Annotated in this window: 16 protein-coding genes and 1 pseudogene; 10 read left to right on the top strand and 7 right to left on the bottom strand. The window is 73.5% G+C overall.

The features are described from left to right. Nucleotides 1-342: 342 nt before the first annotated feature. From fabG to IGA62_RS02245, 4 genes are all read left to right on the top strand, one after another. Nucleotides 343-1,047: a beta-ketoacyl-ACP reductase gene (fabG, locus tag IGA62_RS02260; RefSeq protein WP_145816650.1), complete on the top strand. Its 705-nt coding sequence runs from the start codon at nt 343-345 to the stop codon at nt 1,045-1,047. A gap of 41 nt (nt 1,048-1,088) precedes the next feature. Continuing rightward, complete coding sequence (fabI, locus tag IGA62_RS02255; RefSeq protein ID WP_145816652.1) at nt 1,089-1,856, top strand: enoyl-ACP reductase FabI; 768 nt, start codon at nt 1,089-1,091, stop codon at nt 1,854-1,856. 131 nt (nt 1,857-1,987) lie between these two features. Then, nucleotides 1,988-3,046, top strand: coding sequence for a ferrochelatase (locus IGA62_RS02250; protein ID WP_145816654.1), 1,059 nt, complete (start codon nt 1,988-1,990; stop codon nt 3,044-3,046). Further along, nucleotides 2,965-3,834 (top strand): HAD-IIA family hydrolase, encoded by an 870-nt coding sequence (locus IGA62_RS02245; RefSeq protein ID WP_186500218.1) that lies wholly within the window; start codon nt 2,965-2,967, stop codon nt 3,832-3,834. The genes IGA62_RS02250 and IGA62_RS02245 overlap by 82 nt, the downstream gene beginning before the upstream one ends. A gap of 34 nt (nt 3,835-3,868) precedes the next feature. Here IGA62_RS02245 and IGA62_RS02240 read toward each other — a convergent pair whose 3' ends face one another. Further along, entirely contained in the window at nt 3,869-4,660 is a 792-nt protein-coding gene (locus IGA62_RS02240; protein ID WP_145816658.1) for a hypothetical protein, read from the bottom strand. A gap of 154 nt (nt 4,661-4,814) precedes the next feature. Between IGA62_RS02240 and IGA62_RS02235 the strand changes: the two genes are divergently transcribed. Further along, entirely contained in the window at nt 4,815-5,627 is an 813-nt protein-coding gene (locus tag IGA62_RS02235) for a DUF3097 domain-containing protein (RefSeq protein ID WP_145816660.1), read from the top strand. 108 nt (nt 5,628-5,735) lie between these two features. On the opposite strand, the gene IGA62_RS02230 is transcribed toward IGA62_RS02235, so the two are convergent. Further along, entirely contained in the window at nt 5,736-7,052 is a 1,317-nt protein-coding gene (locus IGA62_RS02230) for a serine hydrolase domain-containing protein (protein WP_145816662.1), read from the bottom strand. Between the two features lie 103 nt (nt 7,053-7,155). Here IGA62_RS02230 and IGA62_RS02225 point away from each other — a divergent pair, with 103 nt between their 5' ends. From IGA62_RS02225 to IGA62_RS02205, 5 genes and pseudogenes are all read left to right on the top strand, one after another. Then, nucleotides 7,156-7,626: an NfeD family protein gene (locus tag IGA62_RS02225; RefSeq protein WP_145816664.1), complete on the top strand. Its 471-nt coding sequence runs from the start codon at nt 7,156-7,158 to the stop codon at nt 7,624-7,626. 4 nt (nt 7,627-7,630) lie between these two features. Continuing rightward, nucleotides 7,631-8,240: pseudogene (locus tag IGA62_RS02220) on the top strand (SPFH domain-containing protein); the annotation flags it as partial. Between the two features lie 68 nt (nt 8,241-8,308). Then, nucleotides 8,309-9,418: an SPFH domain-containing protein gene (locus IGA62_RS02215; RefSeq protein WP_145816666.1), complete on the top strand. Its 1,110-nt coding sequence runs from the start codon at nt 8,309-8,311 to the stop codon at nt 9,416-9,418. 207 nt (nt 9,419-9,625) lie between these two features. Beyond that, nucleotides 9,626-10,408 (top strand): hypothetical protein, encoded by a 783-nt coding sequence (locus IGA62_RS02210; RefSeq protein ID WP_145816668.1) that lies wholly within the window; start codon nt 9,626-9,628, stop codon nt 10,406-10,408. A 110-nt stretch (nt 10,409-10,518) separates the two neighbouring features. Next, nucleotides 10,519-12,741: a transglycosylase domain-containing protein gene (locus IGA62_RS02205; RefSeq protein WP_377465228.1), complete on the top strand. Its 2,223-nt coding sequence runs from the start codon at nt 10,519-10,521 to the stop codon at nt 12,739-12,741. A 66-nt stretch (nt 12,742-12,807) separates the two neighbouring features. Here IGA62_RS02205 and IGA62_RS02200 read toward each other — a convergent pair whose 3' ends face one another. From IGA62_RS02200 to IGA62_RS02180, 5 genes are all read right to left on the bottom strand, one after another. Continuing rightward, a complete protein-coding gene (locus IGA62_RS02200) occupies nt 12,808-14,934 on the bottom strand; it encodes a heavy metal translocating P-type ATPase (RefSeq protein WP_244948700.1) in 2,127 nt (708 codons plus the stop codon). A 188-nt stretch (nt 14,935-15,122) separates the two neighbouring features. After that, nucleotides 15,123-15,746 carry a bifunctional 4-hydroxy-2-oxoglutarate aldolase/2-dehydro-3-deoxy-phosphogluconate aldolase gene (gene eda, locus IGA62_RS02195; RefSeq protein ID WP_145816672.1) on the bottom strand — a complete coding sequence of 208 codons (624 nt, stop codon included), beginning with the start codon at nt 15,744-15,746 and terminating at the stop codon, nt 15,123-15,125. After that, a complete protein-coding gene (locus IGA62_RS02190) occupies nt 15,733-17,076 on the bottom strand; it encodes an FGGY-family carbohydrate kinase (RefSeq protein WP_145816674.1) in 1,344 nt (447 codons plus the stop codon). Before IGA62_RS02190 ends, eda begins: the two co-directional genes overlap by 14 nt. Beyond that, nucleotides 17,073-18,044, bottom strand: a complete 972-nt coding sequence (locus tag IGA62_RS02185; protein ID WP_145816676.1) for a 1-phosphofructokinase family hexose kinase — start codon at nt 18,042-18,044, stop codon at nt 17,073-17,075. The genes IGA62_RS02190 and IGA62_RS02185 overlap by 4 nt, the downstream gene beginning before the upstream one ends. A 5-nt stretch (nt 18,045-18,049) precedes the next feature. Further along, entirely contained in the window at nt 18,050-19,036 is a 987-nt protein-coding gene (locus tag IGA62_RS02180) for a sugar phosphate isomerase/epimerase family protein (RefSeq protein WP_145816678.1), read from the bottom strand. Between the last annotated feature and the right edge of the window lie 22 nt (nt 19,037-19,058).

Genomic DNA, 19,058 nt, shown 5'->3' with positions numbered 1-19,058 from the left:
CCCGCGACCGCCCGGGGAAGGGCGGTGCGACCGATGCCATGGCCGGATGGGCCGCAGCGGTGGTGCGGAACGCGGGGAGCGGGAGCGGGTCAGCCCGAACTGAGTCGTGACTCAGTGGAGCCGACGAGGGGCCCGGCCACGACTGGGAGGATCGCTATCTCGCACAGCGATCACCTCCAGCGGTCGACGGGGCCCGGAACGCGGATCATCGTACACCCGCGTCCGGTGTGGTCCCCGCCGGGTCGCGCCACGCGCAGGGCCCCTCCCGAGTTCACGCTTACCTGCCGGTAACCCCTAGTCTCCAACCCGTCTGTGCACTCGTTTTTCGCGCAAGGGGGACTCGTGGCCCGTACCGTGCTGGTGACCGGGGGTAACCGGGGGATCGGCCTGGCCATCGCGCAGGCCTTCGCCAAGCAGGGCGACCGGGTCGCGGTGACCCACCGCTCCGGCGACGCCCCCGAGGGGCTGTTCGGAGTCCGCTGCGACGTCACCGACTCCGCCTCGGTCGACGAGGCGTTCACCGCCGTCGAGGCGGAACTGGGCGGCGTCGAGGTGCTGGTGGCCAACGCCGGCATCACCGACGACACGCTACTCATGCGGATGTCCGAGGAGCAGTTCACCCGGGTGCTGGACACCAACCTGACCGGCGCGTTCCGCTGTGCCCAGCGCGCCTCCCGCAAGATGCTCCGCGCCCGCTGGGGCCGGATGATCTTCGTCTCCTCGGTGGTCGGCCTCTACGGCGGCATGGGCCAGGTCAACTACGCCGCCAGCAAGGCCGGCATGGTCGGCGTGGCCCGGTCGATCACCCGCGAGCTGGGTTCCCGCAACATCACCGCCAACGTCGTCGCACCCGGGTTCGTCGACACCGACATGACCGCGGCGCTGCCGCAGGAGCGGCGCGACCAGTACCTGGGCGCCATTCCGGCCGGCCGGTTCGCCACCGCCGAGGAGGTGGCCGGGGTGGTCACCTGGCTGGCGGGCGACAGCGCGGCCTACGTCTCCGGCGCCGTCATCCCGGTCGACGGCGGCCTGGGCATGGGCCACTGACACCGGCCACCCGCACCGACACAACGACGGAGGAGATCCCCATGTCCGGACTGCTGGCCGGTAAGCGGCTGCTGGTCACCGGCGTCATCACCGACGCCTCGATCGCCTTCTCGGTGGCGAAGCTGGCCCAGGAGAACGGCGCGCAGGTCGTGCTCACCGGGTACGGCCGGCTCTCGCTGGTCGAGCGGATCGCCAAGCGGCTGCCCCAGCCGGCTCCGGTGATCGAACTCGACGTCACCAACGCCGAGCAGCTCGCCGGCCTCCCGGACAAGGTCCGTGAGCACGTCGACGGCCTGGACGGGGTGGTCCACTCGATCGGCTTCGCCCCGCAGAGCTGCCTCGGCGGCGGCTTCCTCGACGCCCCCTGGGAGGACGTGGCCACCGCGCTGCACGTCTCCACGTACTCCTACAAGTCCCTGGCGATGGCGGCGCTGCCGCTGATGTCCCCGGGCGGCGCGGTGGTCGGCCTCACCTTCGACGCCACCAAGGCGTGGCCGGTCTACGACTGGATGGGTGTGGCCAAGGCCGGGCTGGAGTCCGCCTCCCGCTACCTGGCGGCGCACCTCGGCCCGAAGGGCATCCGGAGCAACCTGGTCGCCGCCGGCCCGCTGCGCACCATCGCGGCGAAGTCCATCCCCGGGTTCGAGCAGTTCGAGACGGCGTGGACCGAGCGGGCCCCGCTGGGCTGGAACCTCACCGACCAGGAACCGGCCGCGCGGGCCTGCCTGGCCCTGCTCTCCGACTGGTTCCCGGCCACCACCGGCGAGATCGTCCACGTCGACGGCGGGTACCACGCCGTCGGCGCCTGACCGTTCTCCCGGCAACCCCGCTGTTCTTCCCGGCGCCCCCGCTGTCGACCACGTCACAGCGGGGGCGTCGTCGCGCACGGGGACGAGGGGCGGTCGCGGGGTCGCCCCGGTGCTCGGGGAACAATGGGGCCATGGCGTACGACGCGGTGGTGCTGGTCTCCTTCGGTGGCCCGGAGCGGCCCGAGGACGTGATGCCGTTCCTCCAGAACGTGACCCGGGGCCGGGGGATCCCCCCGGAGCGGCTCGCCGAGGTGGCCGAGCACTACCAGCACTTCGGCGGGGTCTCCCCGATCAACCAGCAGTGCCGTGACCTGCTCGCCGCCGTCCGGGCCGCCTTCGCCGCCCACGGGCTCGACCTGCCCGTGTACTGGGGCAACCGCAACTGGCACCCGATGCTCGCCGACACCGTCGCGCAGATGCGCGACGACGGGGTGCGTCGTGCCTTGGCGTTCGTCACCAGCGCGTACGGCGGCTACTCCTCCTGCCGGCAGTACCAGGAGGACATCGCGGCGGCCCGGGCGGCGGTCGGCCCGGACGCGCCCGTGGTCGACAAGCTCCGCCAGTTCTGGGACCATCCCGGCTTCGTCGAGCCGCACGCCGACGCGGTCACCGCGGCGCTTCACCGGCTCGACCCGGCGAAGCGGGCCACCACCCGGGTGGTCTTCACCGCGCACTCGGTACCCACCTCGATGGCCGCCACCGCCGGCCCGCACGGCGGCCGGTACGAGGCCCAACTGCACGAGACCGCCCGGCTGGTCGCCGCGGCGGCGGCCCCGGACCTGCCGTACGACCTGGTGTGGCAGAGCCGCTCCGGGCCGCCGCAGGTGCCGTGGCTGGAGCCGGACGTCAACGACCACCTGGCCAAACTCGCCGGGGAGGGCGTCACCAGCGTGGTGGTCAGCCCGGTCGGGTTCGTCTCCGACCACCTGGAGGTGGTCTGGGATCTCGACACCGAGGCCCTGGCCACGGCCCGGCAGCTCGGCCTGGACTTCGTCCGGGCCGGCACCCCCGGCACCGACCCCCGGTTCGTGGCCATGGTCCGCGAACTGGTCACCGAGCGGCTCGACCCGGACACCACCGCCCGCCGCCGGCTCGGGGAGGTGCCCTGCTGGGACACCTGCCCGACGGCGTGCTGTGTCCCGGCCCGCCGCCCCCGACCCGCCACCGACGCCAGCCCCGACCAGCCGTGAGGAACCCGATGATCGAGCGGAAGCCGGTGGCCAGTTGGCTCACCGACATGGACGGCGTGCTGGTGCACGAGGGTCAGCCGGTGCCGGGCGCCCCGGAGTTCGTCAACCGGCTGCGCGCCTCCGGCAAGCCGTTCCTGGTGCTGACCAACAACTCCATCTACACGCCCCGCGACCTGTGCGCCCGGCTCAACCGGATGGGCTTCGAGGTGCCGGAGCACGCGATCTGGACGGCGGCCCTGGCCACCGCGCAGTTCCTGGCCGACCAGCGCCCCGGCGGCACCGCGTACGTGATCGGCGAGGCGGGGCTGACCACCGCGCTGCACGCGGTCGGGTACGTGCTCACCGACTTCGAGCCGGACTACGTGGTGCTGGGGGAGACCCGCACCTACAGTTTCGAGGCGATCACCAAGGCGGTCCGGCTGATCAACGGCGGCGCCCGCTTCATCTGCACCAACCCGGACGTGACCGGCCCGTCGGTGGAGGGGGCGCTGCCGGCGGCCGGCTCGGTCGCGGCGATGATCTCCAAGGCGACCGGGGTGGAGCCGTACTTCGTGGGCAAGCCGAACCCGATGATGATGCGGTCGGCGCTGAACACCATCGAGGCGCACTCCGAGAGCACCGCGATGATCGGCGACCGGATGGACACCGACATCCTCTGCGGCCTGGAGGCGGGGCTGGAGACCATCCTCGTGCTCACCGGCATCAGCACCCGGGCCGAGGCGGAGCGGTACCCGTACCGACCGTCGCGGATCGTCGACTCGGTGGTCGACCTGATCGACGAGATCTGAGCCGCCGGCGGCCGGTGGGGCCGTGCGTCCCGGGTCAGGGACGCAGTGGGGCGTTGCAGGCGGCGACCAGGGCGCGCCGGCACGCGGTGGTCAGCGGGCGCAGGGCGGCGTCGCGCTGCTGTGCCTCGTACCCGTTGACCGCTCCGCCCGGTGCGGCGTGTTCGGCCAGCGCGAGCACCCGGTCGAGCACGGCGGCGCGGGCGAACAGTCGCCGCGACCGTGGGTCGAAGCCGGGTGGCAGGTCGGTCGCGCCGTCCGGACGGCGCAGCGCGGCCAGCGCGCCGGCCAGCTCGGGCCGCCACTGGGCGACGTCCAGCCGGGTCAGCGCGGCGGTGGTCTCGGCCAGCGCGGTGGCCAGTTCCGCCTCGGCCTCGGCGGCACAGGGCATCGTCAGCGACGCGGTGGGGGCGTCGGCCGGCAGCGGGTAGAACCGCCACAGCACCGTCTCCCAGGTCATCCCGGAGCCCGAGGTGTGCGTCCGGACCTGGGGGATCAGGCCCAGCCCACCGGCGACCACCGCCTCACCGGCGAGCAGCGCCGCACCGGTGAAGTCGCCCGGACCGGGCAGGCCCCGTGGGTCGCCCGGTGCGGGCAGCACCAGCCGGATCTCGTCCGGGGAGAGCCGGGCCAGGGTGGGCAGCGCGTCGCGCAACGGCACGTCCGTCCAGGTGCCGGGGGCGTCGGCGACGAGGTGTTCCTCGTCGCCGGCGACCGCGTCGGGCACCTCGTCGAACGGGACCAGCCCGGCGCGCCACGCGCGCACCCAGGCCACGAACCGGCTCGACCGGCGCGGAGCGAGAGCGACCGCGCCCGTTGCGGGAGACATGCAGAGAAGGGTACGTCGTGACGGCGGCTCTGTCTCGACCGTCGCGGGGGCCGTACCGCCTGCCCCAGCTTGCCCCGTTCCGACCCGCGGTGACCCGGGCGGTGGGCGGCGTGCCTGCGTCGTTCGAGGCGGGCCGGCGGTTACCGTCACGGCCATGGGGAGGCGATACGGCGAGGACGTGCTGGCGGGGGACTGGCGGCGGCACAGGGCGGTGCCCGAGGTGGACGCCGAACCCGACCTGGTGGTCGAGGACGCCGACTCGGGCTTCTGCGGCGCGGTGGTCGGGTTCGAGGCCGGCGCGGTGGTGCTGGAGGACCGGCACGGCCGACGGCGCAACTTCCCGCTGCTGCCGGCGGCGTTCCGGCTCGACGGCGAACCGGTCACGCTGCGCCGGCCGACCCGCCCGCCGGTGCCCGCCGCCCGCCGCCGCACCGCCTCCGGTTCGATCGCCGTCGAGGGGGTACGCGCCCAGGTGGCGAAGGCCAGCCGGATCTGGGTGGAGGGGGTGCACGACGCCGCCCTGGTGGAGCGGATCTGGGGCGACGACCTGCGCATCGAGGGGGTCGTGGTGGAGCCGCTGGACGGCATCGACGCCCTCGACGCCGAGGTGCGCGCCTTCGCCCCCGGCCCGACCCGACGGCTCGGGGTGCTCGTCGACCACCTGGTGCCCGGCTCGAAGGAGAGCCGGATCGTCGCCCGGGTCGACTCGCCGTACGTGCTGGTGACCGGGCACCCCTACGTCGACGTCTGGCAGGCGGTGAAACCGGCGGCGCTCGGCATCCGGGCCTGGCCGGTGGTGCCGCCGGGGCGTCCCTGGAAGGAGGGGGTCTGCACCGCGCTCGGGGTGGCCGAGCCCGCCGACATGTGGCGGCACATCCTCTCCCGGGTCGACAGCTTCGCCGACGTGGAGACTCCACTGATCAACGCGATGGAACGCCTCATCGACTTCGTCACCGAGCCCGGCTGAGGCGTCGGCTGGCTGGGGGTGGGCTGGGGTGGTAGCAGGGGCCCCTTGTTACCGCTTTTTGTCGTGCAGGGGTCCCCTGCTACCACCAGAACCGGGCGCAGCCGACGATCAGGGCTCCTCGTCCGGGCTGCGGGTGAGGACGAAGGTCGCCACGTCCAGGGCGACCGCCTGTCCGCTGCCGTCGCGCAGCACGGTGAGCAGTTCGCCGTTCTCCTCGGCGGAGCACCCCCGCCAGCGGTCCGGCCCCTCCGGCGCGAACCGGAGCATCCGCTCGCCCCGCCGGTACGCCACCAGGTGACCCGCGCCGCCGTCCCAGGTGACGTCGGTCGGGTGCCCCATCCACCACCAGCGCCCGGTCAGCTCGGCCACCTCCGCTGGCGGTGGTGCGGCGGCGGGCCGCCACGGCGTCGCCGGGGTCGGCTCGGCGTCCAGCACGGTGGTGAGCACCTCCAGGCCGAGCGCGCCGATCCCACCGGCCCGGAAGCCGTACGAGTTGGCGAAGCCGACGATGCCGGTGCGGGACGGGCGGTGCACCGCCAGGGCGGCGACGTACCCGGGCATCGAGCCGCCGTGGCCGACGTACACCCGGTCGCCCTGGCGGCAGAGTTCCAGCCCGAGGCCGTGCCCGCCGCGCCAGGAGTCGAGGTCGCTGAGCACGACCGGCGCGCACATCTCGGTGAGGCTGCTGGCGGCGAGCACCTCCGGTGCCGGGTCGGCGAGGAAGGCCGCCCAGGTGGCCAGGTCGGTGGCGGTCGACCAGAGCTGGCCGGCGGGGGCCATCGCCCCGGTGTCGGTCCGTGGCTCCTCGCGCAGCGTGTCGTGCCAGGGGTGCACCACGTAGCCCCGGGCGAACGGCTCGGTGGCCTGGTACGTGGTGCGACGCATGCCGAGCGGTTCGAGGATCCGTTCCCGCAGCAGGGCGAACCACGGCGTGCCGGTGGTCGCCTCCAGCACGCCGCCGAGCAGCCCGTACGCCAGGTTGGAGTAGTGGTAGCCCAGGTACGGCGGGTACGCCAGCTTCTCCGCCGTCACGCCGGCGAGCAGGGTCGCCAGATCGCTGCCCTCGGCGCGCTCCCACCACTGCCCGTCCGGCTCACGTTGCAGGCCGCTGGCGTGGCCGAGAAGTTGACGCAGGGTCAGGGTGCCGACTCCGGTGCCGGGCAGGTGCCGTTCCAACGGGTCGTCGAGCGCGAGTCGCCCGGCGTCGCGGAGCTGCATGACCAGGACCGCCGTCATGGTCTTGCTGATCGAGCCGATCCGGTACTGGAGGTCGGCGTCGGGGCGGGGATGCTCGCCGGCCACGCTGAGATGGGCCAGTGCCCCGCCCCGTACCACGCCGATCACCAGCGAGGGGGTACGCCCGGTGGACTGGGCCGTGGTGACGAGGGTCTCCACCCGGCGGGCGGTCTCCGGCAGCAAGGACATTTCGCTCCTTTTCGGTGGTGACATGCCGGTCTGACCGGCTGGCCCGAGCTTACTGATCTTCGTCGTTCGTGGTGGGGTGCACGCACGTGGCACGATCGGTGACGTGGACACGTTGCTCTGGATCGTGCTGGGTGCGCTGCTCGCTGTCGCGGAGATTTTCACGACGACGCTCTTCCTGATCATGTTCGCGGCCGGGGCGTTCGCCGCGGCGGGTGCGGCGGCGCTCGGCGCGCCGGTCGGGGTGCAGGCGATCGTCTTCGCGGCGGTCTCCGCACTGACGGTCCTGACGGCCCGTCCCACGATCCAGCGGCACCGCCGCTCGGCGCTCTCCACCGGCGAGCAGCCGTTCGGGGTGGAGGCCCTGGAAGGGGCCAACGCGTTGGTGCTGGAGCAGGTCGACGCCGAGGGCGGCCTGGTGAAGATCGACGGCGAGCTGTGGAGCGCCCGCTCGTACGACGCGACGCACGTCTTCGTGCCCGGCCAGCGCGTCCAGGTGATCCAGGTCCGGGGCGCGACCGCCCTGGTCTGGCAGGACGACATCTCCCCCGGCGAGCTTCCCCGGTCGGGAGGGTGAGGGTATGGACCCGGTGATCGCGGTGCTGCTCGGCGCGGTGGCGCTGGTCGCTCTGGTCAAGGCGGTGCGCATCGTGCCACCGGAACGTCAGGACGTGGTCGAGCGGCTCGGCAAGTACGAGCGCACCCTGAACCCCGGGCTGAACCTGCTGGTCCCGTTCATCGACGCGGTACGTACCAAAGTCGACATGCGGGAGCAGGTGGTCAGCTTTCCGCCGCAGCCGGTGATCACCTCGGACGACCGGGTCGTCTCGATCGGCACGGTGCTCTCCTACCGGGTGGTCGATCCGGCGCGGGCGACCTACGAGGTGTCGAACGTCCTTCAGACGATCGAGCAGCTCACCGTCCTCACTCTGCGCAACGTGGTCGGTTCGTTGGACCTGGAGCGGGCGTTGACCAGCCGGGAGGAGGTCAACCAGCACCTCTCCGGTGTGCTGGACCAGACCACCGGCCGCTGGGGCATCACGGTGACCCGGGTGGAGATCACGGCGATCGAGCCGTCGCCCACGCATCCGGGACGCGGCGGAGAAGCAGATGCGCGCCGACGGTGACGGGCGGGTACGCATCCTCCAGCCCGGTGCGGGGGGCGGCATTCAGGTGACCCGGGCCGCGGGGCGCGACCGCCCTGGCCCGGCAGGACGACATTTCTTCGGGGAACTCTCCCCAGTCGAAAGGGAGAACGTATGGAACTGGTGATCGCGGTGCTGTTCGGCGCCATGGCGCTGATCGCGGTGATCGCTCTGGCCAAGGCGGTGCGCATCGTGCCGCAGCAGCGTCAGGACGTGGTCGAGCGGCTCGGCAAGTACAAGCGCACCCTGAACCCCGGGCTGAACCTGCTGGTCCCGTTCATCGACGCGGTACGTACCAAAGTCGACATGCGGGAGCAGGTGGTCAGCTTTCCGCCGCAGCCGGTGATCACCTCGGACAACCTGGTCGTCTCGATCGACACCGTGCTCTACTTCAAGGTGATCGACTCGGCGCGGGCCACGTACGAGATCTCGAACTTCCTCCAGGCGATCGAGCAGCTCACCGTCACCACGCTGCGGAACGTGATCGGCTCGCTGGACCTGGAGCGGGCGCTGACCAGCCGGGAGGAGATCAACCGGCACCTCTCCGGTGTGCTGGACGAGACCACCGGCCGCTGGGGCATCAAGGTGACCCGGGTGGAGATCAAGGCGATCGAGCCGCCGCCGAGCATCCGTGACTCGATGGAGAAGCAGATGCGCGCCGAGCGGGACCGCCGGGCCGCGATCCTCAACGCCGAGGGGCACAAGCAGTCGCAGATCCTCACCGCCGAGGGTGAGAAGCAGGCGGCGGTGCTGCGGGCCGACGGTGACCGGCAGGCGCGGATCCTCCAGGCCGAGGGGCAGGCGAAGGCGATCCGGACCGTCTTCGACGCGATCCACCAGGCCAACCCGAGCCAGAAGGTGCTCGCCTACCAGTACCTCCAGGCCCTGCCCCAGATCGCCAACGGCACCGCCAACAAGGTCTGGATCGTTCCGGCCGAGCTGACCAAGGCCCTGGAGGGCATGGGCGGCGCGCTCGGCGGGCTGAGCCAGATGGTCGGTGACGCCCCGACGCCGCAGGCCTCGTCCGGGGCGAGCGACGTGGAGCGGGAGGCCGCCGAGGCCGCGCAGGCCGCGGCGGCCGCCGCCCGGCAGATCCACGACGAGGTACGCGTCGCCGAGGCGCAGGCCACCGGCGGCCACGGCCCGCAGGGGCTGCCCGCGCCGGAGCCGGTGTCCCCGAACAGTCTGCTCCAAGACCCGGCCGACCAGCGCGAACGGGGCTGACCAGGGCGAACAGCACCGCCCCCGGCTCCGGGGGCAAAAAGCGAATAACGCTCATACGGCGCTCCGGTGCCTGCCACGATCGGTTCGAGGACCGATGGTGACCAGGTGCCGGGGCGCCGTACGCGTCCCTGGCCACCGGGCCGGTCCACCTCGCCGACCGCATGGTCGGTGGGGCCGCCGGCCCCGGAGCAGTGAGCGAGGTGACGCATGAACGATCCGACGAGACCGGTCCGTTCCCGCGCGGCGGTGCCCGGGGCGCACGACCCGACGGGGCCCATCGGCTCGCGCCGTACCGGCGGTGGGTTCGGGGTGCTGCCCTTCGTCGTCGAGCCGACCCCGGCCGGCCCGGCCACCGACGCCACCTGGGCCTGGTCGATGCGACGGCTCGCCCGCGCGTCGGTGTGGCTGCTGCCGGCGTACGCGATCCTCTACGGCACGGTGGCGCTGGCCAGCGACGGTGGCGCCGGCAACGACCCGTACCCGGCTGACGGCCGGCCGCTCTACCTGGTCGGCTGGGTCGGGGCGGTGTGGATCGGTCTGCTCGCCCTGCTGGCGCTGGCCGGTCTGCTGGTGACCACCCGCAGCCGGCGCAGCGCCGCCGCCGGGCTGCTGGTCAGCCTGGCCGGGACGGTGCTGATGCTGCCGTTCGCCGGGCTCGCCGAGCAGACCCTGGTCTTCGGCACCACCGCGCGGAGCCTGGTCCTGGTCGGGGCGACCTGCTACAGCGCCGGCTGGGCGCTGACCGGATGGGCGGTCGCCCGCTCCGGGGTGTTCAGCATCGGTGACGGGGCGATGCTGGTCATCGCCGCGCCCCTGCTCGGCCTCGGCGGCGCGCTGGTCGGTTCGTTGCAGACCTTCGGTGCGGTGTTCGCGCTGGTCGCCGGGATCGGCGTCGCCTACCGCGCGGGCCGGCTGGTGCCCCGGCAGATCGTCCGGGACGCCGCCGCCGCGAGTCTGGCCACCCCCACGCCCCCGGCCGGCACCCGATGACCGGGGATCCAGGACGAACCGGACACCGTTCCGCACCGCACCCCGGCCGGTGGGGCCGGCACCGGCGGGTCGCCGTGAGTTTCCTGGCAACCCGCGCCAGGGAGTGGGCGATGCTCGCAAAACCGCGTCAACCTGGGGAAATGCGTTCCCGATCGCTGGTGGGCCGGCTGGCCGCCGTGGTGCTCTGCGGTGTCCTCGCCGGGCTCGTCCTGGCCGCTGCCGCCTTCCCCGGCAACCTCTTCCTCGGCCTGACCGTGAAGGCGACCAGCGACGCCTGGGGTGGCCTGCCGCAGGAACTGCGCGCTCCTGCCACCGCCCAGCGCACCGCGGTCTACGCCCGCGACGGACGGACGCTGATCACCAACTTCTACGACGTCGACCGCCGGGACGTGCCGCTGACGGAGATCGCTCCGGTGATGCGCCAGGCGATCGTGGCGGCCGAGGACCGGCGCTTCTACTCCCACGGCGGGGTGGACCTGCGGGGAGTGGCCCGCGCCCTGGTCACCAACGCCAAGGAGGGGACGACGCAGGGCGCCTCCACGCTGACCATGCAGTACGTCCGCAACGTGCTCAAGAGCGACCCGGAGCGCACCGCCGAGGAGCGGCAGAGCGCGACCGAGGTGAGCGTCGGGCGCAAGCTCCAGGAGATCCGGTACGCCGCCGCGCTGGAGCAGACCCTCGACAAGGACGAGATCCTCGCCCGCTACCTCAACATCGCGTACTTCGGTTCCGGGGCGTACGGCATCGCGGCGGCCAGCGAACGGTACTTCAGCGTGACCCCGGCCGAGCTGACCCTCGCCCAGGCCGCCCTGCTGGCCGGTCTGGTGCAGTCGCCGAACGAGTACAGCCCGATCGACGGCGACCGGGACGCGGCCCTGGTGCGCCGCTCGTACGTGCTCGACTCGATGGTGGTCACCGGCGCGATCACCACCGCGCAGGCGGACCGGGCCCGCGCCGAGGACCTGACGCTCGACCCGACCGAGCAGCCCAACGGCTGCACCGCGATTCCCGGCAGCCACGCCGACTGGGGCTTCTTCTGCGACTACCTGCGCAGCTGGTGGCTGGCGCAGCCGGCCTTCGGCGGCACCGTCGCCGAACGCGAACAGGCCCTGCGCCGGGGCGGGTACACCGTCGTCACCTCGCTGGACCCGACGGTGCAGGCGAGCGCGCTACGCCAGTCGCTGGCGGTCTTCGACTCCGACGAACCCCGGGCGCTGCCGATCGCGGCCGTCGAGCCGGGCACCGGCCGGGTGCTGGCGATGGCGGTCAACCGGAACTACAGCCTCGCCGCCAACCCCGCCGGGCAGGACAACCGCCCGAACACGGTCAACCAGCTCGTGGCCGGTGGCGGGGCCATCGACGGCTACCAGGCCGGGTCGACGTTCAAGCTGTTCACCATGCTCGCCGCCCTGGAGTCGGGGCTGCCGCTGGACACCGAGTACTACGCGCCGACCCGGCTGCCCACCCGGTACCCGGCGGAGGGGTCGACGGCGGTCTGCGGTGACCGGTGGTGCCCGGCCAACGCCGACCCGGCCAGCATGAACGGCTACCGGACCATGTGGGACGCCTTCGGCCGATCGGTGAACACGTACTTCGTCCGGCTCTCCGAGCAGGTCGGCCCGGCGAAGGTGGTCGAGATGGCGCAGCGGCTCGGCATCACGTTCCGCTCCGACCTCGACGAGAACCTGGCCCGTACCGACGCCGCCGACTGGGGGGCGTTCACCCTCGGCGTGTCGGCCACCACCCCGCTCGACCTGGCCGCCGCGTACGCCACCGTGGCCGCCGAGGGCACGTACTGCGCCCCGCTGCCGGTGCTCTCGGTCGCCGGCCCGGACGGCACGAAGCTGCCGGCCGGCGACCCGTCCTGCCGGCGGGTGCTCGACGCCGACGTGGCACGGGCGGCCACCGACGCGGCCCGCTGCCCGGTCGGCCAGGATCCGGCGTACGGGCGGTGCACCGGCGGCACCGCCGCCGCTGCGGACCGGATCGTCGACGGCCGCCCGCTGGCCGGCAAGTCGGGCACCTCGGACCAGGACGCCACCAAGTCGTTCGTCGCGTACACCCCGCAGGTCGCCGTCGCCGGAATCGCGGCGAACCCCGACGACCCCACCGACCGGGTGGGCATCGCGGCGCAGTCCGGCGTGGTGGAGGCGGTGGCCCGGGTGATCGTCACCGCCACCGAGGGCAGACCGGAGGCGGACTTCACCCCGCCGAGCCGGGATCTCGCCCTCGGCGACGAACCCGAGCGACGCGCACCGCCCACCCGCTCCGGTGACGACGAGAACGACCTCGACCTCCGCGAGTGGTTCGACCGTCTCCGTACGCCCCGCTGATGCGGGTACCGCGCGTCCGCCGGATCGGCCGTGCCGGGCATGACGGGATCGTGACCGAGGCTGTGCCTACCCGGCCGCCGGACGCAGCCGTACCCGGCGCAGGAGTTGGGCGTTGAGCGCGACGACGATGGTGGAGGCGGACATCAGCACCGCCGCGACGGCGGGGTTGAGCGTGACGCCGGCCCAGGCCAGGACACCCGCGGCCAGGGGCAGGGCGACCACGTTGTAGCCGGCGGCCCAGGCCAGGTTCTGGATCATCTTGCGGTAGGAGGCCCGGGACAGTCGGATCACGCCGGTGACCCCGCGTGGATCGGAGGAGGCCAGGACGACACCGGCGGACTCGATCGCGACGTCCGTACCGGCACCGATGGCGATGCCGACGTCGGCGCGGGCCAGGGCGGGGGCGTCGTTCACGCCGTCGCCCACCATCGCCACCCGTAGACCCCGCTTCTGCAGGTCCGCGACGGCGTCGTCCTTGTCGGCGGGCAGCACCTCGGCGAAGACCTCGTCCTCGCCGGGGCGGAACCCGAGGTCGGCGGCGACCGCCTCGGCGACCGGCCGGGCGTCACCAGTGATCATCACGATCTTGCGGACACCCTGGTCGCGCAACTCGGCGATGGCCTGCCGGGCCTCGGGGCGGACCTGGTCCTCGAGTGCCAGAGCGCCCACGACGGTTGCCCGGTCGCCGTCGAGGCGCAGCAGGTGGAGTACCGCGGCTCCACGCCGCGACCAGTCGTCCTGCTGGCGCTGGAGTTCGTCGGGGGCGGTCGCGTCGAGTTCGCGTAGCAGGGCGGGTCCGCCGACGGCGTAGGTGGTGCCGTCGACGTCGGCGCGCACGCCGCGTCCGCTCAGCGACCGGAAGCCGGTGGCCCGGTGGGGGACGCCCCGGTCGCCGGCCGCGGCGACGATCGCGCGGGCCAGTGGATGTTCGCTGTCCGCCTCCACCGCCGCGGCGATGGTCAGGACCTCGTGGTCGCTGGCGACGGCGGTGGCGGTCACGCCGGTGACGACGTGCTCGCCCCGGGTCAGGGTGCCGGTCTTGTCGAACAGCACCGCGTCGACGGTGCGCATCCGCTCCAGTGCGACCCGGTCCTTGATCAGGATGCCTCCCTTGGCCGCCACCGCGGTGGACAGCGCGATCACCAGCGGGATGGCCAGACCGAGGGCGTGCGGGCACGCGATCACCAGCACCGTGACCGTGCGCACGACGGCCTCGTCGAGGTTGCCGAGCACCGTCCAGGCCAGCACGGTCACCACGGCGGTGGCGGTGGCGACGTAGAACAGCCCGGCGGCGAACCGGTCGGCGAGCACCTGCGCCCGACCGCTGGACTGCTGCGCCTGTGCCACCAGGCGCTGGATGCCGGCCAGGGCGGTGTCCTCGCCGATGGCCGTGACCCGGACCCGGATCGGCGCGTCGGTGGCCACCGTGCCGGCGACCACCCGGTCGCCGGTGGCCCGGGTGACCGGCCGGGACTCCCCGGTGATCATCGACTCGTCCATCTCGGCGCCACCGTCGACGATGGTGCCGTCGGCCGGCACCCGTGCGCCGGGGCGGACGAGGACCACGTCCCCGACTCCCAGCTCGGCCACGGACACCCGCTTCGGCTGGCCCTGCGCGTCGAGGAGTTCGGCGTCGTCGGGCAGCAGCGCGGCCAGGGCCGACAGTGCGCCCCGGGCCTGGCCGATCGCCTTCATCTCCTGCCAGTGCCCCAGCAGCATGATCGTGACCAGGGCGGCCAGCTCCCACCAGAAGTCCAGCTCGAACGCGCCCAGCGCGGTGGCCGACGACGCCACGTACGCCACGGTGATCGCCATCGCGACCAGCAGCATCATCCCGGGCGCCCGGTCCCGGACCTCCCGTACCGCGCCCTGCAGGAACGGCCACCCACCCCAGGCGAACACCACCGTGCCCAGCACCGGCCCCACCCAGTCGACGCCGGGGAGGTCGAGCCGGTAGCCGAACCAGTCCATCACCATGTGACTGGTCGCCACGATCGGTACGGTCAGGACCAGACTCAGCCAGAACCTGCGGCGGAACATCTCCGGGTCGTGCCCGGCGTGCTTGTCGTGCCCCCCGTGCCCGGAGCGGTGGTGGGCCGGATGGCCACGGGGTTCGCCGTGCTGCTCGTGCTGCCGGTCGGTGTCCGGGTGACTGCCCGCCGACATCGGCGTGGCCTGGTGCTCGTGCGACATCGTCAACGCCTCCCTCAGGACACGAGGATACCCCCTGGGGGTATCTGCTCTCCTCCCTCGGGTCGGCTCCGCTCGTGGCTACCCTCTGCGGTCGACTCCATGCGCCAGCGCGCCGGTGCCGCGCGTGGCCGCCCGCCGTACCCCGGGCCGCCCGTGGCGCACGACGATCGGCGTGGCCCGAGGGCGGGTCAGCGGGTGACGGCGGCGACGCTGGTGCGGACGAGGTCCGCGACGCGGGCGAACTCGCCGGCCGCGATGGCCGCGCGGGGAACCATCCAGCTGCCGCCCACCGCGAGAACCGACGGCAGCCGGAGGTAGTCGGCGGCGGAGTCGGCGTCGATGCCGCCGGTCGGGACGAAGGAGACCTGCGGGAACGGCGCGGAGAGCGCGGCGACCGCCGGGGCCCCGCCCGAGGTGCCGGCGGGGAAGAACTTGACCACGTCGACTCCGGCGTCGAGAGCCGTCATGACCTCCGTCGCGGTGCTCGCGCCCGGCAGCACGAAGATCCCGTGCTCCTGGCAGCGGCGGACGACGGCCGCGCTGAACCCGGGCGACACGACGAAGCGTGCGCCGGCCCGGACCGCCTCGTCGACCTGATCGACGGTGGTGACGGTGCCCGCGCCGACGGTGACACCACCGTGGGCGGCCATCCGGGCGATCGCCTCGGCAGCCGCCGGGGTGCGGAAGGTGACCTCGGCGACCGGCAGGCCGCCGGTGGCCAGCGCGTCCGCGAGGGGTTCGGCGTGCGCGGCGTCGTCGAGGACGACGACCGGGACGAGGCGGTACGTGCGCAGCAGCTCAGTCGGGTTCATCGTCTCCCCCTCGGGGTCGGGTGGTGGTCAGGTGCACCGGGACGTCGGCCCGGCCGGTGACGCCGTACTGGGCGAGGACGGCGACGCCGAGGACGGTGGCCTCGGGTTCGTCCACGAACCGGAGCCGGCGGCGGGTGGCGTCCTGACGCAGCCGCCGCCAGGTCGGCCAGCCGGCGGCCACGCCCGCGACGGTGACGTCGGTGATCTCGATGCCGCCGAGCCGACCCAGCCGGGCGGTGGTCGCCTCGGCCTCGACCGCGAGCCCCTTGAGCAGGCTGACCATCGCGTGGGCGCGGGTGACGTCCATCGGCAGGGCGGCGAGGCGGGTGCGCCGCCGTTCCGCCTCGATCGTGGCCGGGCCGACCTGGTCGACGACGCGGGTCAACTCGGCCCACATCGTCGCGTCGTCGACTCCGGGGTAGAGCAGGTCGTGCCAGGCCCGGTAGTACCGGCCGGACGGGGTGGCGCGGTGCACGAACCGCAGGCCGCCGGCCACGAAGACCCCGGTGTCCAGGCCCGGTTCGACCACGTCGGGCAGGGCGTCGACCAGCAGCACCTGCGCCTCCGAGGTGCCGGCCGAGACGTAGACGTCACCGGCGGCGCGGACGCCGGTGCCGAAGGCGCCGCACATGTGGTCGTGGCCGCCGGCCACCACGGGGACACCGGCCGGCAGCACGCCCGCACCCGACGTCCGGCCCACGACGGTGGCGCTGTCGACCAGGTCGGGCAGGGACAGCGTGCCCAGTCCGAGGTCCGGCAGGGCGCCGGTGCGCAGCAGGCCGGCGCGGACGTCGAGCAGCCCGGTGCGCGAGGCGTGCGAGACGTTGAGGAACACCGGGGCCGCGTGGTCGGCGAGCAGGTCCCGGGCGACGAAGTCGGCGAGCGAGGTGAAGGTGCGCGCCGCCGCCAGGCGGTCGGGCAGCTGCTCGGCCAGCCACCGCAGCTTGAACACCGAGAAGGTCTCGTCCGTGTCGGTCCAGGCGTTGTCCCCGCCGAGGGTCGCCTTGGCCTGCTGGCCGTGCCCGGCGAACCAGGCCAGCACCGGCGCGGTGACGGTGCTGTCGGCGGCGAGCAGCACGACCTCCTCGCCGACCGATCCGACCCCGACCCCGGCCAGGTCGGCGGTTCGGACCGCCGGGTCGGCGAGCAGGTCCGCCAGCAGGCCGCCGACGGAGGCGGCGAGCCGGGTGGCGTCCCGGCGGCCGCCCCACGGGTCGGGGTCGACGACGGTGGGCGCGTGCCGGAGCGCGACCAGCCGGCCAGCGTCGGCGTCGTAGCACCCGACCTTCGTCCGGGTGGTGCCGATGTCGACGCCGATGAACTGGCTCATCCCTCGGCGCCCCGCCGGCTCACGGTCACCCGTCCCCGGAGCCGCTCGACCAGCACCGGGTCGACGTCGGGCTCCAGGGACGCGGCGTTGGCAGCCCCCATCGCCGAGGCCAGGACCAGGGCCGACACCGGGTCGTCCTCCCGGCCGAGGGCGACCGCGAGACCGGCCAGGAAGGAGTCACCGGAGCCGGTCGCGTTGACCGTCTCGACCGGCGGCGTGTCCACCGCCAGGTCGTCGGCACCGTCGGTCCAGACCGCCCCGTCGGTGCCGAGGGTCACCACGAAGGTGATACCGGTACGGGCGTGCAGGTCCCGTACGGCGGCCCTGGTCGCGGCCCGGTCCGGCAGTGGCCGGCCCAGGACGCCGGAGAGTTCCTCGGCGTTGGGCTTGACCACCAGCCGGCCGGCGGGCCGGGTGGCCCGCGCGTCGTCGAGCACCCGGGCGAGGGGCCCGCCGTGGGCGTCGACGATGGCCGTCGCCCCCCGCTCCAGGGCCAGCCGGGCGACCCGCGCGTGCAGGTCGGCGGCGCAACCCGGCGGCAGGCTGCCGGTGGCGACCACGACGTCGCCCGGACGCACCGTCTCCACCAGGCCGGCGAGCAACCGTTCCTGGTCGGCTTCGGTGACCTGCGGGCCGCGTTCGTTGAGCACCGTCGACCGGCCGGTGGCCCGGTCGATCACCACCGGGGTCACCCGGGTCTCCCCGGCGATCTCGACGTGCCGGTCGTGCACGCCCAGCTCGGCGCAGCCGTCGCGGATCACCTGACCGGTGGCGCCGCCGACGAAGCCGTGCGCGGTGACCGTGGCACCGAGGCGACGGGCACCCCGGCAGACGATCAGGCCCTTGCCGCCGGGCAGGCTGCGTACCTCCACCACGCGGTTGACCTCGAACGGCCGGAACCGTTCCACCACCTGGAGCCGGTCGACGGCCGGGTTGGGACAGACCACGTGCAGCGTGAACGCCGGCATCGCCACTACTCGGAGTCGATCTGGTAGAGGGCGTACAGCTCCTCGTCGCTCGCGCCGAGCACCTCGGCCTCGCGCTCGCGGAACGTGCGCGCGGTGACGCCGACCAGCTCGTCGAGGCGCTCGGGCTGCGGCGGCAGGTTCATCGCGGCGTACGGGTTGCCCCCGGCACCGAGGGGTTCCGCCGAGCAGTAGTTGTCGCCCCGCTGGTAGCCGATGGCGTACAGGGCCATGATCACCACGTCCAGGTCGAGCAGGCCGTGTCCGAGGGCGCGACGGTTGGTGTCCGCCAGGTGCAGGTTGATCATGCGATGGCCGTGCTCGAGGAGCGTGGCGCCGATGTGCAGCTCCCCGCTGAGCATGTGGTAGAGATCCCCGTTGACGTGCGCGATGGCGGGGTGGTCCACCAGGTCGAGCAGGCGCAGCGCCTCGGCGAAGGTGTGCACCACGCTGGTCTCCTCGGGCCGGATCGGCTCGACCGCACCCCGGATGCCGGCGGCGGCGAAGTCGTCGGCCACCAGGCGCATGGTCCGGGCGGACCGTTCCAGCTCGTAGGAGTCGAACGCGGTGGGCCGGCCGACCGAACCCGCGCCGAAGAGCAGGTACGAGCCCCCCACCGCGGCGGTGAACTCGGCCTGGCGGCGGAAGTACTCGATCGCACGGGCCCGGACGTGCGGCAGGTTGTGGGCGAACTCCTGGTGCGGGGTGACCATGCCGCAGACCCCGGAGACGGTGATGCCGTGGTCGGCGAGCACCCGGAGCGTCTCGTCCGGCCGGTACCCGAGGTCGGGGGAGTAGAGGTTGCCGTGCAGCTCGACGTACCGCACGTCGTTCTTCTCCAGCCGCGCGGCGGTCGCCGCCAGCTCCTCGGTGCCGAAACCCCAGTTGCTCCAGCCGAACCTCAGCCGGGGCTCGTCGGCGGTGTGACCGCGGCGGGCCTCGACGAAGGCGCGGACGACACGCTGGTCGTGCAGGCGGAACGGTTGCGGTTTCATGGTCTCGGGTCCTTTCCCGGGG

This window comes from Micromonospora sagamiensis (genome assembly GCF_014680085.1).
GTDB lineage: Bacteria > Actinomycetota > Actinomycetes > Mycobacteriales > Micromonosporaceae > Micromonospora > Micromonospora inyonensis.
The sequence above is the reverse complement of the archived record's forward strand: the minus strand, read 5'-3'. Positions and strand labels throughout refer to the sequence as shown.